The 19,904-nt window shown below is 47.4% G+C and carries 12 protein-coding genes; 6 read left to right on the top strand and 6 right to left on the bottom strand.

The features are described 5' to 3' along the window. The first annotated feature begins 29 nt into the window (after nt 1-29). The 6 genes from L0U89_RS06905 to L0U89_RS06880 all read left to right on the top strand — a co-directional run bounded on the left by L0U89_RS06905 (nt 30) and on the right by L0U89_RS06880 (nt 4,158). The gene (locus L0U89_RS06905) at nt 30-941 is read left to right on the top strand and encodes a 1,4-dihydroxy-2-naphthoate polyprenyltransferase (RefSeq protein WP_234860861.1); all 912 of its coding nucleotides are present in this window, start codon (nt 30-32) and stop codon (nt 939-941) included. Nucleotides 942-1,013: 72 nt separating this feature from the next. Continuing rightward, complete coding sequence (locus L0U89_RS06900) at nt 1,014-1,865, top strand: universal stress protein (protein WP_234860860.1); 852 nt, start codon at nt 1,014-1,016, stop codon at nt 1,863-1,865. A 1-nt stretch (nt 1,866) separates the two neighbouring features. After that, nucleotides 1,867-2,223 (top strand): translation initiation factor, encoded by a 357-nt coding sequence (locus L0U89_RS06895; RefSeq protein WP_234860859.1) that lies wholly within the window; start codon nt 1,867-1,869, stop codon nt 2,221-2,223. Nucleotides 2,224-2,298: 75 nt separating this feature from the next. Further along, a complete protein-coding gene (locus L0U89_RS06890; RefSeq protein WP_234860858.1) occupies nt 2,299-3,024 on the top strand; it encodes an SGNH/GDSL hydrolase family protein in 726 nt (241 codons plus the stop codon). A 160-nt stretch (nt 3,025-3,184) separates the two neighbouring features. Continuing rightward, nucleotides 3,185-3,583 (top strand): VOC family protein, encoded by a 399-nt coding sequence (locus L0U89_RS06885; RefSeq protein ID WP_234860857.1) that lies wholly within the window; start codon nt 3,185-3,187, stop codon nt 3,581-3,583. Next, nucleotides 3,580-4,158, top strand: a complete 579-nt coding sequence (locus L0U89_RS06880) for a hypothetical protein (protein WP_234860856.1) — start codon at nt 3,580-3,582, stop codon at nt 4,156-4,158. Before L0U89_RS06885 ends, L0U89_RS06880 begins: the two co-directional genes overlap by 4 nt. 26 nt (nt 4,159-4,184) lie before the next feature. On the opposite strand, the gene L0U89_RS06875 is transcribed toward L0U89_RS06880, so the two are convergent. The 6 genes from L0U89_RS06875 to L0U89_RS06850 all read right to left on the bottom strand — a co-directional run bounded on the left by L0U89_RS06875 (nt 4,185) and on the right by L0U89_RS06850 (nt 19,876). After that, entirely contained in the window at nt 4,185-5,549 is a 1,365-nt protein-coding gene (locus tag L0U89_RS06875; RefSeq protein ID WP_234860855.1) for a glycoside hydrolase family 140 protein, read from the bottom strand. 60 nt (nt 5,550-5,609) lie between these two features. After that, on the bottom strand, nt 5,610-6,833 hold the full coding sequence (locus tag L0U89_RS06870; RefSeq protein ID WP_234860854.1) for an MFS transporter: 1,224 nt from the start codon (nt 6,831-6,833) through the stop codon (nt 5,610-5,612). Nucleotides 6,834-6,979: 146 nt separating this feature from the next. Beyond that, on the bottom strand, nt 6,980-9,688 hold the full coding sequence (locus L0U89_RS06865; RefSeq protein WP_234860853.1) for a hypothetical protein: 2,709 nt from the start codon (nt 9,686-9,688) through the stop codon (nt 6,980-6,982). 233 nt (nt 9,689-9,921) lie between these two features. Continuing rightward, the gene (locus L0U89_RS06860; RefSeq protein WP_234860852.1) at nt 9,922-13,392 is read right to left on the bottom strand and encodes a T9SS type B sorting domain-containing protein; all 3,471 of its coding nucleotides are present in this window, start codon (nt 13,390-13,392) and stop codon (nt 9,922-9,924) included. Nucleotides 13,393-13,696: 304 nt separating this feature from the next. After that, nucleotides 13,697-14,446 (bottom strand): peroxide stress protein YaaA, encoded by a 750-nt coding sequence (gene yaaA, locus L0U89_RS06855; RefSeq protein ID WP_234860851.1) that lies wholly within the window; start codon nt 14,444-14,446, stop codon nt 13,697-13,699. Between the two features lie 3 nt (nt 14,447-14,449). Then, nucleotides 14,450-19,876 carry a T9SS type B sorting domain-containing protein gene (locus L0U89_RS06850; protein WP_234860850.1) on the bottom strand — a complete coding sequence of 1,809 codons (5,427 nt, stop codon included), beginning with the start codon at nt 19,874-19,876 and terminating at the stop codon, nt 14,450-14,452. Nucleotides 19,877-19,904: the final 28 nt, after the last annotated feature.

The following is a 19,904-nucleotide window of genomic DNA, read 5'->3' as shown; positions in this document are numbered from 1 at the left end:
TTTTTGATGTTTTTTAGTATCATTGGAAAATGGAAGTAACGCTGACCAACAAAAAACAAGCCTGGCTCCACGCCATCAGATTGAGGACCTTGCCACTAGCCCTTTCAAGCATTTTGATGGGATCTTTTTTGGCGGTCATGGCTGGCAGCTACCGTTGGGAGGTAATGACGTTGGCAGCATTGACCACCATCTTCCTCCAAATATTATCCAATCTTTCCAATGATTATGGCGACTCGGTACACGGTGCAGACTCAGCGCACAGGGAAGGTCCCGTTCGCGCAGTCCAATCTGGGCTGATCGCATTGCCGGAAATGAAGCGGGCGATGGTATTGTTGGTAATTTTATCGCTCCTTTCCGGTCTGACGCTTTTGTACATCTCATTTGATAACCTAAGGTTGTTTTTGACCTTTCTTGGCCTAGGTGTAGCGGCGATCGTGGCGGCAATCACCTATACCTCGGGAAAAAAACCCTACGGCTACGCAGGATTAGGAGATATATCGGTGTTCCTGTTTTTTGGACTTTTGGGCGTGTGCGGTACTTATTTTTTACATACGCTAAGTTTTGAACCGCTTGTCCTCCTGCCCGCTGCTTCGTTAGGCATGTTCAGCACCGCTGTCCTCAACATCAACAACATCCGAGACATTGCATCGGATAGCAAGGCCGGAAAAAAATCCATCCCCGTGCGGATCGGAAGAAAAAATGCCATCATCTACAATTGGGCGCTGATAATTTTAGGCAATGTTTTGCTGGTGGTTTTTGTTTTTAGCAAACAAGAATGGGGATGTCTGATGGCGTTGGTCCTTTTACCCTTAATGGTAAATGTAGGACGTTCGGTTTCCTCAAAAACCAATCCGAGAGACCTCGATCCATTTCTGAAAAAAATGGCTATTTCCACCCTTCTTTGGGTATTGGCTTTTGGTGCAGGCGTATTATTTTTTTAGAAACACCGCCCGAGAATACGCTTGGACTGGGGTATTTTTTGTATTTTCCAGCATCACAAACACCCATTCAAAATGAAGACTATTCTCGTACCCTACGATTTTTCAAAAGAGGCGCAATATGCGCTGGATTTTGCCATCGGGATGGCAAAGAAAACTCAAAACAAACTCGAACTATTCCACGTGATCGAACTTCCGGTTCCACAAACCTTCAACAGTTTCGGTGAAGCAGGTGCATTCAGCAGTGAAACTTCCCAGATTTTCATGATCGAGCTGGTCGAAAAAAGGAAAAGGCAGATGGCCGAATTTGAAGCCGAATACAAAGACCATGGCTTTGTGTTCCAAACAAAGATGGTCTTTGGGAACCCATTTGCGGGTATTTCGAAAGAGATTGCAGACACCAGAGCAGATATCGTGGCGATGGGAAGCAAGGGCTCAAGCGGATTGGAAGAAGTTCTGATAGGCAGCAATACCGAAAAAGTAGTGCGTCATGCAACCTGTCCCGTATTGACCATCAAAGGACCAGTAAAGGCGGGAGATATTAAGAAAGTCGTCTTTGCTAGTGACTTTACCGACGTGCCGGGTGAAGTAATCGAGCGCCTAAAGGCCGCTATCGATGCCATCGGGGCCGAACTGCACTTGGTGAAGGTAATCACGCCAAGCATGTTTGAAACCAGCAGAGCCTCCATCAAAAAAATCAAGGATTTTATTGAGGATTTTGAAATCGACGCGGCATCCTACCAAGTATACAACAGCACCTCTGAAGAAGACGGCATCATTGAATATGCCGACGATATCGGAGGCGACTTGATAGCTATGGCGACACATGGTAGGACCGGATTCCTTCACCTGCTGAGTGGCAGTATTGCAGAAGACGTAGTCAATGCGGCCCATAAGCCCGTATGGACAATGAAAATCAAAAAGTAGAATGACCAAAAACAAAGGAAACGATTGGAAACGAAGGGAAGGAGTAGTCTATTCTACCAACCAAGATTTCGCGTTCCGATTGGAAGGAAATGAGGAGCAGGAAACACTCCCGCCACAGCAGCAGCAATTGAAAGTGATGCTGGACAAAAAGTCCCGCGGCGGCAAGCAGGTCACCTTGATCGAGGGCTTTGTGGGTGCTGACGACGACCTACAGATTTTGGGCAAAATGCTCAAAACAAAATGTGGCGTCGGCGGTAGTGCCAAAGACGGTGAAATCCTCATCCAAGGGGATCACCGTGACAAAGTACTTCAAATCCTGCTGCAGGCGGGCTACAGGGCTAAAAAAAGCGGTGGCTGATTTGATTTCCAACACCAAACTGATTCAAGACACCAAGCCTCCCAAAGCGCTTGGTGTTTTTTAATTCATAAACCCATGCTCAACTGGCTCAAATATATCCTGGAACTCTTGCTCCTGATTCCACTTTTTCCCTTTCTGGTGTACGAAGGGAAGGAGCTCAGAAAGCGCATCAAGAAAATGCCCCCGAGAAGTGAGTTCCTCCACTTACCGAGCGAAAAATCAGCGACAAAAAACTTGCTCATTATTGGGGAATCGACAGCAGCAGGCGTGGGCGCTAGCGCAAAAGAGACGACATTGGCAGCAAAAACGGCCTCATTTCTCTATGGCAAATTCCATGTGTACAACCTCGGGAAAAACGGCCTTACGGCTTCCAGATTACCTAGGCTGCTTGCCCACGGGAAACCTGATATTCCAAACCATTTTGAAGTCGCAGTCTTGATGATTGGAGGCAATGACTGTTTCAAGTTTTACCCACCTTGGAAATTCCGGCTGGAAATTGAAAAAATGTGCAAACTACTGACCAAGAAAAAACAGGTGAAGCACATCATTCTTCCCATGATCCCTCCTGTCCAGCAATTCCCCGCGATCCCTAAGATCATGCGTTTTTTCCTCGGCTGGCATCGTCGGATATTGATACATGAAATGCGGAAATTGGCAGGTGCACATCCCGAAATAGACCTCATCGAATTGAATGGAAATTACGCTGCCGAGTTCTTTGCGGAAGATGGCATACATCCTTCAGATTTTGGCTATGAGAAGATGGCAACCGAAATCGCCCGAAGGATCCACGTGCATGCATAATAAAGGCAGATCCCTACAAATCCGCCCCAAACACGAAAAAACGACCACATAAAAAACAGCCTTGCGGACTCTCCCTGATAGATGATTGTATTGTTTGGAAACATCTGCGAATGCAACGAACTGACTGGACCATTGAAGAAGTGAAAAAACCGAAAAAATGATGAGGCAGTACCTGGCCAAGATTGCGCTTGTCGTAAAGGACTACGATGAAGCCATTGATTTTTACACCCATAAGCTGAAATTCACCTTGCTTGAAGATACGCCGATGTCGGAAACCAAGCGCTGGGTGAGGATTTGCCCGCCGGGATCGGGTGGGGAGAATTGTGAAATTTTGCTTGCCAAAGCTGTCGGACCTGAACAAACCCAAGCGGTCGGCAACCAAACTGGTGGAAGGGTTTTCCTTTTCCTACACACCGACGATTTTGAGCGGGACTACCAAAACCTGATTGACCATGGCGTGCATATCGTCCGCCCCAAATCGGAGGAAGCCTATGGGAAAGTGGCCGTTTTTTCGGATTTGTATGGAAATCTCTGGGACTTGATCCAGCCACTTTCATGAAATCCCGAAGCATTTCCTTGGCGAAAGGATTTAGCTTTTTGGGCCACCCGCTCATTTTGGGTACGGCATATGTGGCTTGGATGAGCTTTTTGAATTTACCGAGAAGCCAAGCTTGGTATATAACACTCGCAGTTGTCCTCACGCTGACCTTGCCCATCACGGTCCATAATTGGCGAAAGTTGAAATCGGGCGCCTATGCCAATTTCGACGTATCAGACCAAAACCAACGGAAAGGATTCTATCCCGTTGCAATCGGGCTTTTTTTTGCATTGATACTTGTCCTTTGGCTGATGGATGTCCCCAAGGAAGTCATCTACCATACCCTTTTGGTACTTGGTATGGTAGGTTTGATGGCGCTTGTAAACAGAAAAATCAAAGCATCACTGCATGCCGCTATCGCGCTTTTTATCACTGTGAATTGCTTCACACTCGGAATATTTCCAGGTATCGGCATCACCTTTTTTTCCTTGGCCATTGCCTGGTCTCGGTGGAGACTTGGCCGGCATTCTCTGAATGAAATCGCTATCGGATCGGTATTTGGTACGGTGTTTGGATTGCTAGCGGTCGGGATATGATAGGTCAAAAGACCAGACGACATTTTTTACCGCTTTTCCACAATCAACACCCAGTCATTTCCCTTTCCAGACGATGGCGGCGCGACTGAATTTTTTCCTTTTACCAACTGCGGACCAGCATAAGGAAAGCTTACACCTGTACGCGGGTCAAACCAAGCCGCCTTTAGCTTGCGGCCCTTCAGGGATGAAAAATCCAATTCGGTAGTATCACCCATCGGAAAATACACCATCGCATAAGCACCCTTAGCCTCTCTGATCGCTATCACAAAATGTTCGTCATCCTCCTGCGGACTTGCTACTATTTCCCAATCTGGAATACGTGAAAAATAGGCCCTTGAAAGCATCAGGTTCTTTAAATGCTTCACTTGATTGGCCATCGGAAGATCGAGAGAAACCTGCCAGGGCCGCAGCGGCCCATTTATTGGTTGCCTATCCAAAGTAAACATCTGCCAAACCGCATGACAACCATAGCTCTGACCAGCAGCGCCGGCAAAAACGTTCCAGTACATAATCCTGCGGATATCATCAGCCACGGAGTATCCAAGCTCCTTGGCATTGAAACAGTTGGGATGCTCCTCGTACAGCGGCTCGCCGTCGATGGTAGGCTTGGCCGGGTTCAGGTTATAGTCGTGCTGGATCTTTCGGTAGGTAGGCTGATTGGGACAATGTCCGGTCTGGTGCATGTTAAAATCCAGCCAATCCTGCTTGTGAAACCAGTTGGAGGAACCTCCTGGGGACGTCGGCTGTGGATGGAAGGTCCGTAGGATTGGGTTTCGTTTATTGGCAGACGCCTCTATTCCCTTTGCCATTTCTGTCCAGACTTGTTCGTCCTTCGATCCTTTGCGTGGATTACGATCACCACCAAGCACCCAAATCAGGTTCTTCTTCTCTGCATACCTTGCCCCAATCCATTTGCCGTATTCATACGCATTTTTCTCATTGAATATCTCCGGTCCAACTCCCCAATTATCCTTAAAAAGCTTGTCGCCCCAAGTCGGCAACAATGCGACATGGATCCCTTTTGCAGCCGCCATATCTATCACTTCGTCGACGTAGCGCCAATACTTCTCGTTCATGCGCATCCGGTCAAAGTTTTCAAAAGGGACTTCACCATAGGAATTTGGACCATTCACCCCATCCAACTCGGCCAGGGCAACTGCATGAACCACATTGAATCCCTGCTCTGCACGCATGGTGAGGTACATATCAGCCTCTTCCCGAGTGGTCCGATGGAATAGCTCCCAAGCCGTATCGGCCATCCAAAAAAACGGAGTGTCATCCGCTTGGGCCAAAAAGCGTTTGTTGTCTGAAATCTTGATAGGACCGTTGACCTGTCCTGAAGCAAAGGGCACTAACGCCCAAAGGCAAAGAATGATGAGAAGCTTTTTCATGAGGCTAAATATATAAAAAAAGGCGGCCGATTGGCCGCCTTTCATGGGATTCAAGTCCTTCTAGTGCGCGGCAGCCGCAACTTTCGCGTTCTTCTGCCAGATAAAGAAGATGATGAACAGGACTATCAAAATCGCTGGGAAAGACACCATCTTCAAAAGGGTTGCTTGGCCCGCAGCGAGCTCGAGCGCATCTCCCGTCAAGCCTGAAGCTTCTTGTTCCAATCTTGAAGTATCAATCCAACGACCAATGATCGGCTGGAATATCGCGGTGGAGAACATTCCCACGCCACCTATGATCGACATACCCAAGGCGCCACTCAATGGCACTCTCTGCGCAACCGCACCCACCATCACAGGCCAGAAATAGCAGACACCAATAGCAAAGAAGATCGCCGCCAAATAAGCCATCTCACCTTGGACGACTGAAAACAGGTATACGCCTATTGTAGCGAAAATTGCACCGCCCAGCAAAACACCAGTTTGACCCAATGCCTTCACGACCGGACCTGCGAAAAATCTTCCAACAGCCATCACACCAGTGGTCAATGCCAAAATCAACATTCCGCTGGCGCCCGTGCTGCTCAATACGATATTTGCCCACTGTTGCGGTCCAAACTCGGTGATGGCAGTAAGCGCCATGGCAAAGAACAAGAAGATGAATACTGGCGAGAACATCGCTTTGATATTGCTGGCTACAGATGTAACACCCTCGACAGTTGGCTTAGGAAATGCCTTTCCAAAGAAAATACCAGCGTAGATCACAGTTGGGATCATCAAAACCCACATTTGGGCCTGCCAGCCAAAGCCTCCATCAGTCATGAACTTGGAAATCAAGCTGCCCAAGACGATACCGCCAGGGAACCACATGTGGAAGCGGTTGAGCATTTTGTTCAACTTGTCACCGGAATACATGTCGGCGATCATCGGGTTACAGGCAGCTTCTGTACAACCGTTTCCGAAGCCAATAAACAAGGTGGAAATCAGCAATCCAGTGTAGCCGCCGGCATAGATCGTCAAAACAATACCCAGTGTATGGGCTACAAAAGCCACCTGCATGATCACTTTTGGTCCAATGGAGTGATAAAGCAGGCCACCCAAAATCATGGAAATCGGGAAGCCCAAGAACCACATGGAGTTGATAAAGCCCAGCTGCTCGGCGGAAAGGCCAAATTGTTCACCCAGTTGGGGAAGGATACCTGCCCTGATCGCAAAAGTGAAAGCGGTGGTAATCAGCGCAAAACAGCTTGCATTGAACAGGGCACTACGATTGATGTTTTCGTTCATATTCGTCGGGTTTAAAGGTTGAATTGACTTATTTAAAGGATGATTTTGCAAATTTTCCTGTCAAGATAAAAAAATCTACATAATTGCCTTTGACCTTTAAAAAAATTTTAAAAAACTCTCATCCAGCTTTTTTTATTCCGAACCAATCAATCCAAAATCACGAGCTTCTGGACAAACTTTTTCTCCAATCCAAACCTGTTACTTTTGATGACGAATGTCGCAGTATAAGAGCCTAGGGGAACGAACTTTCCATTGACGGTTCCATCCCAGGGGCAAAAAACCACCCTGGATTGCACGTTTTGGCCTTGGCAATAATGAACAAGCTGCCCATTCCTGTTGTGAATCCAGATTTCGGCTTGCTCCACGGCATCATTGACATAAACTTCAAATTGCTTGTTGGGATTGCGCAATTCCATCGCGTTGGTAGCCACAAACTGGAAAGTACAATCCTCAAAAGTAGAAAATTCAGCTTCAAATGAACATCCGTCGGCGTTAGTGACGATCAGCGTATAATTGCCTGCTGATCTCAAATTATACTCAGCATCAGTTGATACAAGATCGCCGTCGCGGTACCACTCATAGGACACAAATGTTCCCGGCCTGACGATTTCCCCATATCCTGATTCTGTACAGATTGAATAGGCTGGTAGGACTTCCGGCCTTGCATCGTCCTGACTTTCCAAAACCAAAAGCATGTTTCGTCCGATTTCACAGCCAGCACGATTAAAGACAGCTACCTCATAAGTGCCTTCCAGATCAGCGGCAATTGCACGCTCATTTTCAAACTGGGTCAAAAACACCTGATTGTTGTTGGGATCAATGTAAATCCATTCGATTCTTTCCACTTCGTCGAAATCCGTTTCAAGTGTCACGGTAGCTGCTTGCCCAGGACAAATAAAGCCCGCGGTCAGCGTCACAGGTACCTCAAAAACCGGCGCACGAACCGTAAATGGTTTAGGATTGAAGTCACAAGCCACAGAACCACGAGGCTGCACATCCAGGTAGAAGTTGGCGTAGGCAACAGGGAACCATGTTTCTCCCCTGCCGACGATATTGAAGTTTTCATCGTACCAGCGTATCGAAACATCATCCACATCGGCACCAAACAACTCCGCGCGATAGACTCTATTGCCAAAGCAATCCTCACTTTCCAAAATCGGTTCAAATGCCGGCGCATCCATATTTACCACCGTAAATGTCCTGGAAGCAGTACAGCCCGATGCCGGATTGTCCAGGCTTCTACCGGTCAAGGTGTACGTGCCGGGAATAGACATCTGAAATGAGTCCCCTGCATTTCGCGTGGATTCAACACCATTAGGATCAGTCAAAGTAAAGCTGAGGTTTTCGGTTGTTGCTGGGGTAAATGGCGTTGGACCACAAATCCTCAGTACGTCGGGAACAGAAAAGGAAACGTTGTTGGCTGGAGGAATCGTCAAGAGTGTTGGGGCGGGATTCTTGCAGCCGTTTGGTGCGACAAACTCCAAAGCAAAGTCTCCTGCCGGGATTGGAAGTTCCCATACACTCTGATTGCTGATATTGCCCGTCGCGATCTCCGTACCGACATTGTCCACAATTCTGAAGGAACCCGTAAAAGGCCCGTTCAGGAAGGTAACCCGAACCATACCCATTATCCTAGCTGCAGGCGAACAACTTTCACCAATCAAAGAAACTGTGAACTCCAAGTCAGCGGGCGGATTGGAATTTGGGACGATGACCACTTCATTGCGTACACAGCCGCCAACCCTAGTTTCGACTGTGTAGATGCCCGGGTATAATCCTGAGAAATTTCTGATTTCTCCAGCGGACAGGTTTGTTGCCACCAATGCCAGTTCCGGAATACGCAATTCATCCAATGCGGAAATAGCAGTGAAAGAAAAACTCCCATTCGGTGTGATACAATCCGTCGAAGGCGTCGGGGTACTGACCGCAAAATCCGGCCTCTCCGTCACCGTGAAGTAAATATCCCTTTGGGAAACACAGTTTGGAAATTGAGGTGATTGTGACCTAAAAATGACCCTGTACTGGCCCGGGCCGTCCAAATCATCCTCCGTGTCAATATCGAGACCAAATCCCGGTAGGATGTAGGACCAGTTGGGAACGCCTACTTTTTGGATCTCCCATTCTCCCTCGAGCGGCGTATCCAAAGAAACCGTCACATTGCCTCCCATACAAACCGAATCATCCGAGACCGAAAGTCTGAAATCCTGTGGCTGTCCGACGAAGGTGCCTCCATTAACCGTGCATTCCCTGCCTCCGGATTGATTTGTTAGATAGAGCGTGACGTAATAATAGCCCTCGACAGAAACAACCAACTCGTTTTGGTTTCCGACAATGTCACCCGCCGAATTGGTCCATTCGAAGGTATATTGGGAAAGATTGGGTGTATTTGGATCGACCGCGGTTACGGTCGTTGGAGTATCTCCGCACAAAAGGTAATCCGGCTTGATTGTGATGGTGGGGCCTTGGATGACCGAAAGGTTTTTACTCCCGGTAAAAATGATGTCATTTCCACGACGCACACTCAAATTGACTGCATAAACTCCCAATTCAGAAAACGCGACCGAAATATTCTGAAAGGTTGCCCCTCCACTTCTGGCGAAATGCTCACTGCCATTGGGATGGGTGATCGACCAAGTATAAACGTCCGTGACAGGATTACCTGCGCCTGAAAACTCAGCCATCGCGGAACCGAAAATGATACACAAGTTGTCTGGTCCGATCAACTCGGGCTGATTGAAGTATTCACCGGTCAAGGGCAATGTGAGTTCATTTGCTTGTACGGCTCTTTGCGAAGCCCAAAAGCAAACGAAAAACAGAAAAAAGACCTTCAAAAAGTACTTGTTAAAAACCGACATGGTAACAAAAGGGGTGACAGTTTTGCGAGATAGCTACTACTTTCAACCCAAATAAACAAACAAAAAAGATACCAGCAATCCTAAAAAGTGAAAAATTTTTCGACTAAACCAAAACAATTAATACACTGAAAAACAGGATTTTGCGATTAAATTTAGCGAATTAGTTCAATAAATAGACCAATAACAAAATCCTATCTTTCAACTCCAAGTATCCCGCTTCAAACTCTCAGGCATCATTCCAACACCGTCAGCGAAGACCAAATCGATTTTTCGTCGTCTTCGACATTATTTTTGTACCTAATTTTTACTGCATATGATCCGGGTTGGACATAAGCGCCATTGAAGATCCCGGACCATTCGATCACGTTTTGTTTGGCATCTACATTCGTTCCGAAAAATACGAGCTGCCCCCAACTATTGTAAATCCAAACTTCCAGTTTGTCCACCAAGGGATTTTGATAAATCCTGAATGTCCTTTGGGAATCACCAAGCCTCATACCCGTCGTATGCGTGACTTTCATTTCGCAATCCTCTACCACCCTGAATTCCTTTTCGAAAACACAGCCTTCCCATGAGGTCACCCTGATGGTATAAACCCCAAGCTCCCGAGGTGAAAACACCGCTTCCTCGCTGACAACCCGGTCTCCTAGAATCCATTGGTAGGCTTGGAAACTGCCAGGGTTGATTTCAGTCGTTTCACCAAATTTGACACAAATGTTATAAACAGGTTCAACTTCCGGCCTCACCTCGTCGGTACTGCGCATAACCATTACCAAATCGGAACCCACCAAACATCCGAGTTTGTTGAAAACCTGCGCCTCATAAGTGCCTTCTTTTGACGTCTCGATTTCAAATTGATTTTTGAAGGCAGCCAATTCTGATCGATTGCCCGCAAAATCCTCAAAAAACCAAACAATGCTTCCAACCAGTTCGGCCTCAGTCGTAATCGTTACCGTGACAATGTCCCCATTAGGACACAGTGGTGTGGCATCCAGCCTGACATCGAGTGAAGTAACCGGCTCGAAAACTTCAAATTCCTTGGCGTTGGGCAGCGGGCAGGCCAGACTGCCCAAAGGCCTCACTTCCAAACCGAATATTCCAAAACTCTCCGGAGTGAGTGTTGCCCCCCTGCCGACGAGTTCGCCTTTTTCATTGTACCAGTAGAAATCAACTGTTGCCGGATCCTTTCCAAAAAGGTCTGCCCCATAGGTAATCTTGCCGTCACATTTCTGCTCAACAACGATCGGATCAAATGGGAAGGGCTCAAATCTTGAAACAACAATCTCTTTTGTCACAGGACAAAGAAAACGGTCTGGGTCAGCACTGCTTGCGGTCAATGTATAGGTTCCAGGCTTTTCTATGCTGAGCCTTTCCCCAAGATCCATCAACAACAACCCGCCATCTGGATCTTTCACTTCAAATCGGATCGGAAGACTGGAAATCGGCTCAATTTCAAAGAAATCGCAAATCACCATGGATTCCGGAATCTCAAAATCAACCAAATCTTGGCTTGTCGATAGAGTCAAAAATTTCCGTCCAACTTCACACCCCTGTTCATTATACATGACTGTCTCATAGGTTCCTGGCTTGCTGACGCTGATTTCCCGCAAATCGAGGTAATTCTCAAGCGATTCCTGGCGCCCGCTTTGGTCGATGTACAACCAGACGATCTTTTTCACAATGTCAAAATCCGTCGTAAGCTCGAGCGTCGTCTGGGTGCCTGGACAGAGTACCCCTGATTTCAATTCCGCAGCGACCTCCAAAACGGATCTTTCAATCATAAATGTCTTGGGTGGCACCGGACAAACCTCCGAATCCTTTGGCTGAACATCGAGTTTGAATTCGCCAAAAGAAGTCGGGAATAGAAACTGCTCGGTGCCAACAACCTCGTTTTTCTCATTGAACCAGCGGATATTGACCTTGCTGGGGTCTGCACCAAAGAGGTTGACCCTATATTGCTTGTTGCCAAAACAGTCCGTGGATATCAGTTCGGGCTGATATTCGATCGGGTTGGTTAACCTTACAAAAAAGCTCAATTCTCTCGGACACAATCCATCCACGGTGTTTTCGTCCAAACCTAGGATGGTGTATTCTCCTTCCTGATCAAGCCTGAAGGATTCCCCTTTCGACTTGGTCACGATCTGGTTGTCGGGATAGGTGAGTCTGAAGAAAAGGTTTTGGCTAGTGGTAGGTACAAAATCGAAGTAGCTACAGACAGTGAATCTGTCGGGCACGGAGAAGTTGACCTGGCCTTTGGTTCGGATGATAACCCGATTCGGTGCCGGAAAAACACATCCAGTCGCGTTCGTGATTTCGAGGAAATAGGTTCCAGCTGGCGCAGTGATCTCAAAATCCTGCAAACCCTCCAGCTGGCCAGTTCGAATCACAGATCCAGTAGACCCCAAAAGTCTGAAGGAGCCCTTAAAGCCAGCATCAGCCATGCGTACTTTGATCTTTCCGTCCACTTTCCCGTTTTCGTTGCATGTCTCATCGACGACTTCCGTGATTTGGAACTGCATATCCGCAGGGGGGTTGACCAATGGGACCACCAGCACCCTTGTTCTTCCACAGGAACCGAGGCTTCCTGATGCCCTGTACAAACCCGGCGCTAAACCCGAAACCTTGAAAGTCTCCCCTTTTTTGACATTTTCAAATCGCGCGATCTCCGTGTTGTCCCTTCTCAGGCGCAGCAAAGTCAAGTCAGTCAATGCCTCCAAAACCAACTCCCCATTTCTAGCATCGCAGGCATCCGCAGGCTTTTCCAAACGCATGGCAACATCGCCAGTCTCGAACACATTCAAGGCCACGGATTCTGAAAGCTTGCAATAGCGCTTCTCGGAATTATCTACTTCAAAAATGATCTGGTAACTGCCAGGCCCACCCAAAGAATTGCTCAAGAAATCAACCCTGCTTCCTTCCCCGATTAATCGCCTCTCCGTTGTACCGTCCAATTGGGCATACCACTTGCCAAAGACGCCTGAACCGGCACTGAGGCGAATTTGCGCTTGTCCCTCACAGACATTTTGGGTGTTGATACTTACCTTAAAATCTTTGGGGATGTAAACAAAAGTATTGATGCTAAAGGGGCAAGTCTCGTTGCCAAATTCATCAAGCAAGGCAAAATTCACGGTGTACTTACCTTCTTTGGAAACGGTAATCTCATTTGAATTGCCGATCTGTTTGCCGCTTGGATCCAGCCATTGGATCTTAAGTTTGTCCTTTTGCGGGGAACTCGGATCGACCAAACTTAGTGTTGCTGTACCTGCTTCACAGAGCAGATAGCTGTTTTGGATCACCAAGTCGGCCCCGGGATTGATCTTGATGGACTTTTTTCCCGAAAAGACAGGATCAACCCCCCGCCTCACTTCCAATTCAATGGTGTAGACCCCGATTTCGGAAAAAGTATGGCTGAAAGTCTGGAAACCACCTTCCCTGTCTACCAAAACCGTTCCGTCTTCTTTCAGTACCTTCCAGCGAAAGACGTCTGTCATATCTCCTCCACCGAAAAAATCGCCAATCACACTGCCATAATAAAGACAAAGTTCATCCGGTCCAGCAATACCCCATTGAAGCATCTCTGTGGGATCGATCGTGTCATAATCGTTCAGATTTGGTGCAGACGCCGGTGTATTGGCCGAAGCAAATCGGACAGAAAGGAATGCGTACAACGCAAGAAAACGAAAAAACAAAACCTTCTGATACATGCGAGATAGGACCTTTAGACGCTGGTTCTTGGCTCAAATCTAGGATAAAAAATTATTTGAACAAATTTTTAATGTATTTAAAATACATTTTTTACGTTTTAAAAAATTTATAATAAATATTTACACACAAAATATCATGACAAATGTATTTCATCAAAAAATTGACCATCAAACTTTCTTCAAAAAGATGTGATTATCCCAATCCGACTATTTGGCGGAAGCTACCCAGGCATATCCTTTGGCGACAAATTGAAAAAGGACACAATCCCTAAAGGTCAAAAATAGAGGAACTGAAAGAGTATGATTACCTCACAAATCTCCAAGTCCCCTCTGCACCTTCTCCAGCATACTCATAGTTTGCCTCTCGGAAGGCCTTCAATTGTTCGGGGTCCTCGATACGGTTTTTGACAATATGGTTGACCATCATGCCTCTCGCTTTTTTGGCAAAAAGTCCGATCGTCTCGTATTTCCCATTTCGGTACTCTAGAAAAATCGGTGTCACTACCGAAGATTTCAACTTTTTGGTATCAACTGCCTTGAAATACTCTTGGGATGCAAGATTGACAATTGGCTGCTTATCGGCTGCTTGATTGATGGCTTTCGCAATTCGAGAACCCCAGAACTCATATAGATTCTTGCCCTTTTTGTTTTCGAGCCGCACCCCCATTTCCAACCTGTACGGTTGAATCAAATCCATGGGACGCAGGAGTCCATAAAGCCCCGAGAGAATCCTCAGATGGCGCTGGGCAAACTCAAAATCCTCCTTTGAATAGGACTGCACTTCGATTTGGGTATACACATCCCCATGGAATGCCAACAAGGCCTGCTTCGATGTGCTGAAGTCAAATCTCTTCTGGAAATCCAAATAGCGCTTTTTATTCAATACTGCTAGATTATCCGAAATATCCATCAATTCCTTGATATCCTCTACGGACTTCTTTTTCATCACGGAGACCAATTCGAAAGTCTCCTTCTGAAAATCAGGCAATGAATGGAAATCAATAGATGGATCAGACCAATCTAATGTCTTGGCGGGTGAAATAAGGGTAAGCATGTTTTACTCGATTACAATGATGGATTTGGTAATGGAATTGGTGACACCCTGCCTTTGGCTGCGGTACTTGACGACCACGGGATAAACTCCGATGGGTACGTACTTGCCACCAACTGTTCCGTCCCATTGGCAAACATTGATCTCGCCGTTGATGTTCGACTGTTGGCAATAAAAAATCAATTCTCCCCACCGATTGAATATAAATACCTCAAGATCAGAGACAAAATCATTGGTATACACTGCGAAGCGCTTGTCCGGATTGCTTGGAGTCATTGCATCAGGGAAAATCACCCTCAATGCACAATCCTCATTGACTGTGAACGAAACGGTGTAGGTACAGCCCAAGTCATCACCTACAGTCAACAGGTAACTCCCAGCTTCCGTCGGGGTCAATTGAGGTTCGGTACTAATTTCCACACCATTCAGAAGCCATCTGTAAGTCGAATATGTTCCAGGGGTAATCGTCGCAGTCACGCCCTCGATCGCACATATCGTATAAACAGGATCAATAACCGGAGGCACGATGGTCGATCGGATTACTTGGATTTGCTCCCTTGCCAATTCGCATCCATCAACGCTTGTCAGAACAACTTGATAGATTCCTTCGTCCGAAACGTTGATCGAAGTCAAATTCTCATATTGCGGCAGCGCTACTGGATTGTTGTTCACCACAAAAAACCAGTCAATCCGCTCCACAAAAGTCTGGTCAGCCTCCAGCGAAACCACTGTAAAGGCATCTTCCACGCAGAATGGAATCACTTCCAATGTGGCATCCACACTCAAAGCATAAGGTGGTGCGGTAAATGTGATGATTCTCGGCGGGCAAAGCGCACCCGACCTAGGCTGGACTTCCAATGAATAGGTTCCCGGAGCTGGGGGGAAAAACCGCTGATCACGTCCCACTATATCACCTGCCTGGTTTCTCCAGAAGAAATTGACGTTTGCAGGATTCGTATTGTTCAGGATCGCATCAAAATACTGTCCGAGCGCACAATCCACTTGGGCAAAGCTCACCGCAAAATCTACGAAAATATTGTTGAGGATCGTTATTTGCCTTTGGGCAGGACAAAGAAGCCCATTCGGATCTGTGCCTGTCATCGTGTATTGACCGGTTACGGAAATCGTGTAAGAGCCATCTTGGTTCGGATTGATAGGTTGACTGTTGGGCCCTACAAGGGTATAGACAAGATTTTGTTGCGAAACTGGGGTAAAGGTAAACTCCTGGCAAATAGACAAATCATTTGGAATTGAAAACTCCGCCGGTTCCCTTTCATCCACAATGTATTGACCTGGATCAGGAACCGAGCAATTGAATTGGTCGATAATCTCGATGGTATAGGTTCCTGCCTCCACCGAAATTCTGACCGAATCTTCATTGGTAAAGGAACCGGTCGTTTCCAGGCCATTTTCGGTCCGGATTGCCCTGTAGGTACCAGTCTGAGGACCTGCAGGGAATATCACCAAAAGCTCACCATTTTCGACACCAACCGGGCCGCAGACCTCTGGGCTTGCTTGTACGATGAAGTCTTCAATCCCTGTAGGCGGATTCAGATTTCTGATTTGAACTGGAAGCGAAAACTCGCAGCCTGTATCATTTGTAGCCCTGACGGTGTACACTCCCGGCTCCAAATTGGAGACAATTGGTAGGACGTCTCCTGCATTTACATTGGTGAATCGCTGACCAGTTTCAACTACGATGATCTCATCAGCCGCAGTTAACGCGGTAATCTCAAAACTTCCCGTAGGCTGGCCACAAGCATCTGCGTCGGTCAATACCACAGCCTCAACTGCCGGAAGTGGCCAAACGATCAATTCCACCACCTTCTCAACCAAGCAACCTGGGACAATCGGATCTTCGGCTACAAAAATGATATCGTAGATTCCAGGTCCGGGTAGGGTATTTGCCACCAATTCCAATTCAAAGAAGTCACCAAGAGAAACCCGGTTGTTGGTCCCTTGAACCTGGTAAAACCATTCGCCAACTATTGGGGTATTGGGCGCAAACACCACCAAACTCTCATCAAAGCAAACTTGGTCAGCAGTCTGGGTAAGGTCAAAATCAAACGGAGGGCCTACAAATACCGATGCAGTGGCGGGACATGGATTGAAGAATTCGGCAGGAATATCATCAGGTCTTCTGTGCGACACAGTGACAGTAAAAATGCTTTCCTCATTTACGAAAATCGTGTTGGAATTGCTGTCGCCAAAAAGCGTCCCTTGGGCATTTCTCCACTCAAAATCATACAATCCATCGGCAGGATCATATCCGTCTATAGCGGTCAAAGAAACTGGATTTCCCGAACAAAGTGTCGCATCGCCCGGCAAAGTCAATGTCGGTGGAGCGATCACCTGTACCTCCAAGGATGCCTCATAAAAATCCGGATCACCGCACCTGTCTACGCGAAGGCTGACGGTGTAAGTGCCAGGTCTTGTAAACGGCTGCTCCAAAGTTTGGAAATTTTCTCCTGGCCCACCAAAATTGTTCAAGATCGACGTCCCATCCTCGTGGACAATCGTCCAAAAATAACTGTCAATATCCGGCTCTCCGCCCCCTTCGAACTCTCCCAAGGCTCCGTTTTGCGGATCGATACACAGGAAGGGAGTTCCCGCCAGCGCTGGTTCCGGAATACTGCTGCCCGACTGTTGCACAAAAGAAGGCAATCCAAGATTGGAGGTACCAAGTAAAGTCGATGTACCGTTTTCATTGTAGGCGCTTCTGTTACAGTCTTGTCCCGCATTGATCGTTCCTAATACATTTTGGCCTGGTCGGGCAACGTAAATTTGACCGTCTGGACCGATCTGCAAAGCGCCAAAAGGTCCAGAAGTTGTCAGGGTATTTCTAACCGTGGAATTCAAAATACATGCCTCACGCTGTGGCCTTGTGGTGGCGCTGCTGAAGCAAGTTGCACAAGGAATTGGGTTATTTCCCGTCTGTTCAGGGGCCTGGATCAAAAACTCGTCGATTTTCCCGTTGCCTCCCCGATAGGATACATAGACGCGGCTGCCGTCGTTTGAAAATTCCAAACCATATACTTGATCATTGTTGCAACCCAAATCCAATAGGGCATATTCGGTCATTTCGCCCGTGTTTTGGTCGAAATCAAATATCTCCAAGCGGCTACATGCACCGTCCGAAATCGTCACGGCCACCTTGGTGCCATCCGGACTGAATTTCATGCTTCCGACGCCACTATTGAAACCATGCGAGGACCCGACCGAGGAAAGAACCGGCCGACCTATCCCATGGATAGATACAGGATAGGCCCTGAACGTATTGTTCCCCAACTCATGGAACAGCACCCAAGTCGTATCCCCTGCCGCCAAGGCGGCTGAATGCTCTGTCGAAGGACTGAATAGGAAATTATCCTTCGTCACCACATTCCCGACACCATTTTGGTTTTCGGCTTTGATATCGACCACGGAGAACTTGACTTGATTACTGCCATCTTGGGCCAGTTGGGTCGTAAAAAGATAGAAAATGGTCTCATCCGTGGGGACCGGGACAGCTATGACACTTTGCGAGGAAAGGTTGCTTCCCCCGATGGAATCACCGTTTTCCATGATGTTGCCGTTGAGGTCCCAAACTGTTTCTCCATCCGTGAAAAACAATACTTGTCCCGTTCCATCCGAAATGGTGGTGGTCCCTGCGGGAATATTCTGGTTGTGCCCTACCGGTCTTGGCAAAGGCGCATTTGGATTGTTCGGATCGGGATTGAAGTCAAGTCCTGCTCCATCGCCAAAGTACCAAACGTTATTACTTTGGTCCAAAAGATCCCAAATCCGCACCCTTACGCTTCCATAGGCATAGCAGGATGAACCCGGTTCCCTGACCAAAACCCAATACAAGCCTGGCAAATCCACGCAGTTGTCTTTGCTGGAACGCCACTCGCGGATATTGGACCAGAAATACTCGTAATTGCCTTGGCCGCCACCTTGTCCCCCTCCTTGCCCACCGCCCTGCTGCACTTCGAGCATCGAGCCAATGTCCACGCAGGCTCCTTCGCAGACTGTGGTGTCTTGCGAGCTAAATTGCACCTGAAGATCATTTTCCAACAAAGAAATGGTCTTGTTGACCGTTTGGGTCGAACCATCTGCAAAAGTCACAGTCAGAGTCACATCAATGCTTTGGTTAGCCGTCGCATCTTCAGGAATCAACAGATGCTCTTGTGTAAAATCAATGTCCACCGGCTGCCCATCCTCATCGACCAAAGGCGGATTAAAGGTCCACTCAAAGCTAACCGGCCTGTAATTTTCCGGCGTGATCAAGCTCGTAAGTTGCACAGGATTGTTGCTACAGGGTTGGTCAGGCTCCCAAGTAAAGTCAACCGTGGGCGATATGGTGGCGTTTGGTGCAAACTTGGGGAAAATACGTCCACAGAAATCAGTGCCATTAAATGGATCCTCAGCCAACACCAAGTCATCCAAAACCGGCTCATTTGGATTATTGACCCGCCCGATCAACTGTGGGCCGCCAAGCACTTCCTCATAGATATAATAGAGCCGCCCGTCCGGCCCGACTTTCACATCGTAAATTGCATGAACTGGATTATCCAGCGGAATTGGCTCCGGCGCTGCGGTCAAATTGTTTGATGGAATTCTGAAAAGCTGGTTTCCTCTTGAGAAGTAAATAAATGCCCCATCTGGGGAAAAGCTCGCTCCGCCGTATGCCTGACCGTTTGAAGACTGGGAAATTGGCTCCTGACTTCCGAAAGTCCCGCTTGCCGTGTCGAAACCCAGGACAACAATATTTTGGTTGGGATCATCAGGGATCAGAATGATTCTTTGGGATGCCTCATCAAACACCATAAACTTTGGTGTGAATGGAACCGCTGCATTTGAAATGAGTGTAAATTCCCCTGGATTGGCTCCGATCCTTCTGGAAACTATCGAACCGCCTTCGATGCTGATAAGATAAGAAGGGGATTGAGGGGTTTTGACAACGAGGATTGGGCCATTGACCGCGCCGACGACCACCTGGTCCTTCTCAATGATTTCACCCAAGGGCGGCTCATTGCCAACGGCCTGACCCGGCGCATTCATGTCTATCAGGGCATATTGGAGGTCGCCCGCGGGACTGACATAAAATATATAATATAACCTATCTCCCTGAGGTTCATAGGACAAAATCCCAATACCCACCTGCTGTTGACCATTGATATCACCGTTGATCCCAGGAGCGACGCCTTCGAGGATTTGGTTGTTGGCATCGTAGACCAAGACACCGTTTGAATAAAAAATAATGTTGCCAGATATTGGATCAATGGCGACAGCGTTGTTATTTTGCCCAACTATCACCCCTGACGGTAAAGTCCTTACAATCGGATCACCCCCTTTACCAAAAGATAAATAATTGTTTTGACCGGTGCCACAGTCACCAAACACCCATTCATTGTTGTTGAATCCTTGACCAAAAACAATTGTCGGATTCATCCAAAAGTTCAGAAGCGTTACTCCAACA

The sequence above is a fragment of the Mariniradius sediminis genome, assembly GCF_021491425.1.
GTDB classification, from domain to species: Bacteria; Bacteroidota; Bacteroidia; order Cytophagales; family Cyclobacteriaceae; genus Mariniradius; species Mariniradius saccharolyticus.
The sequence above is the reverse complement of the archived record's forward strand: the minus strand, read 5'-3'. Positions and strand labels throughout refer to the sequence as shown.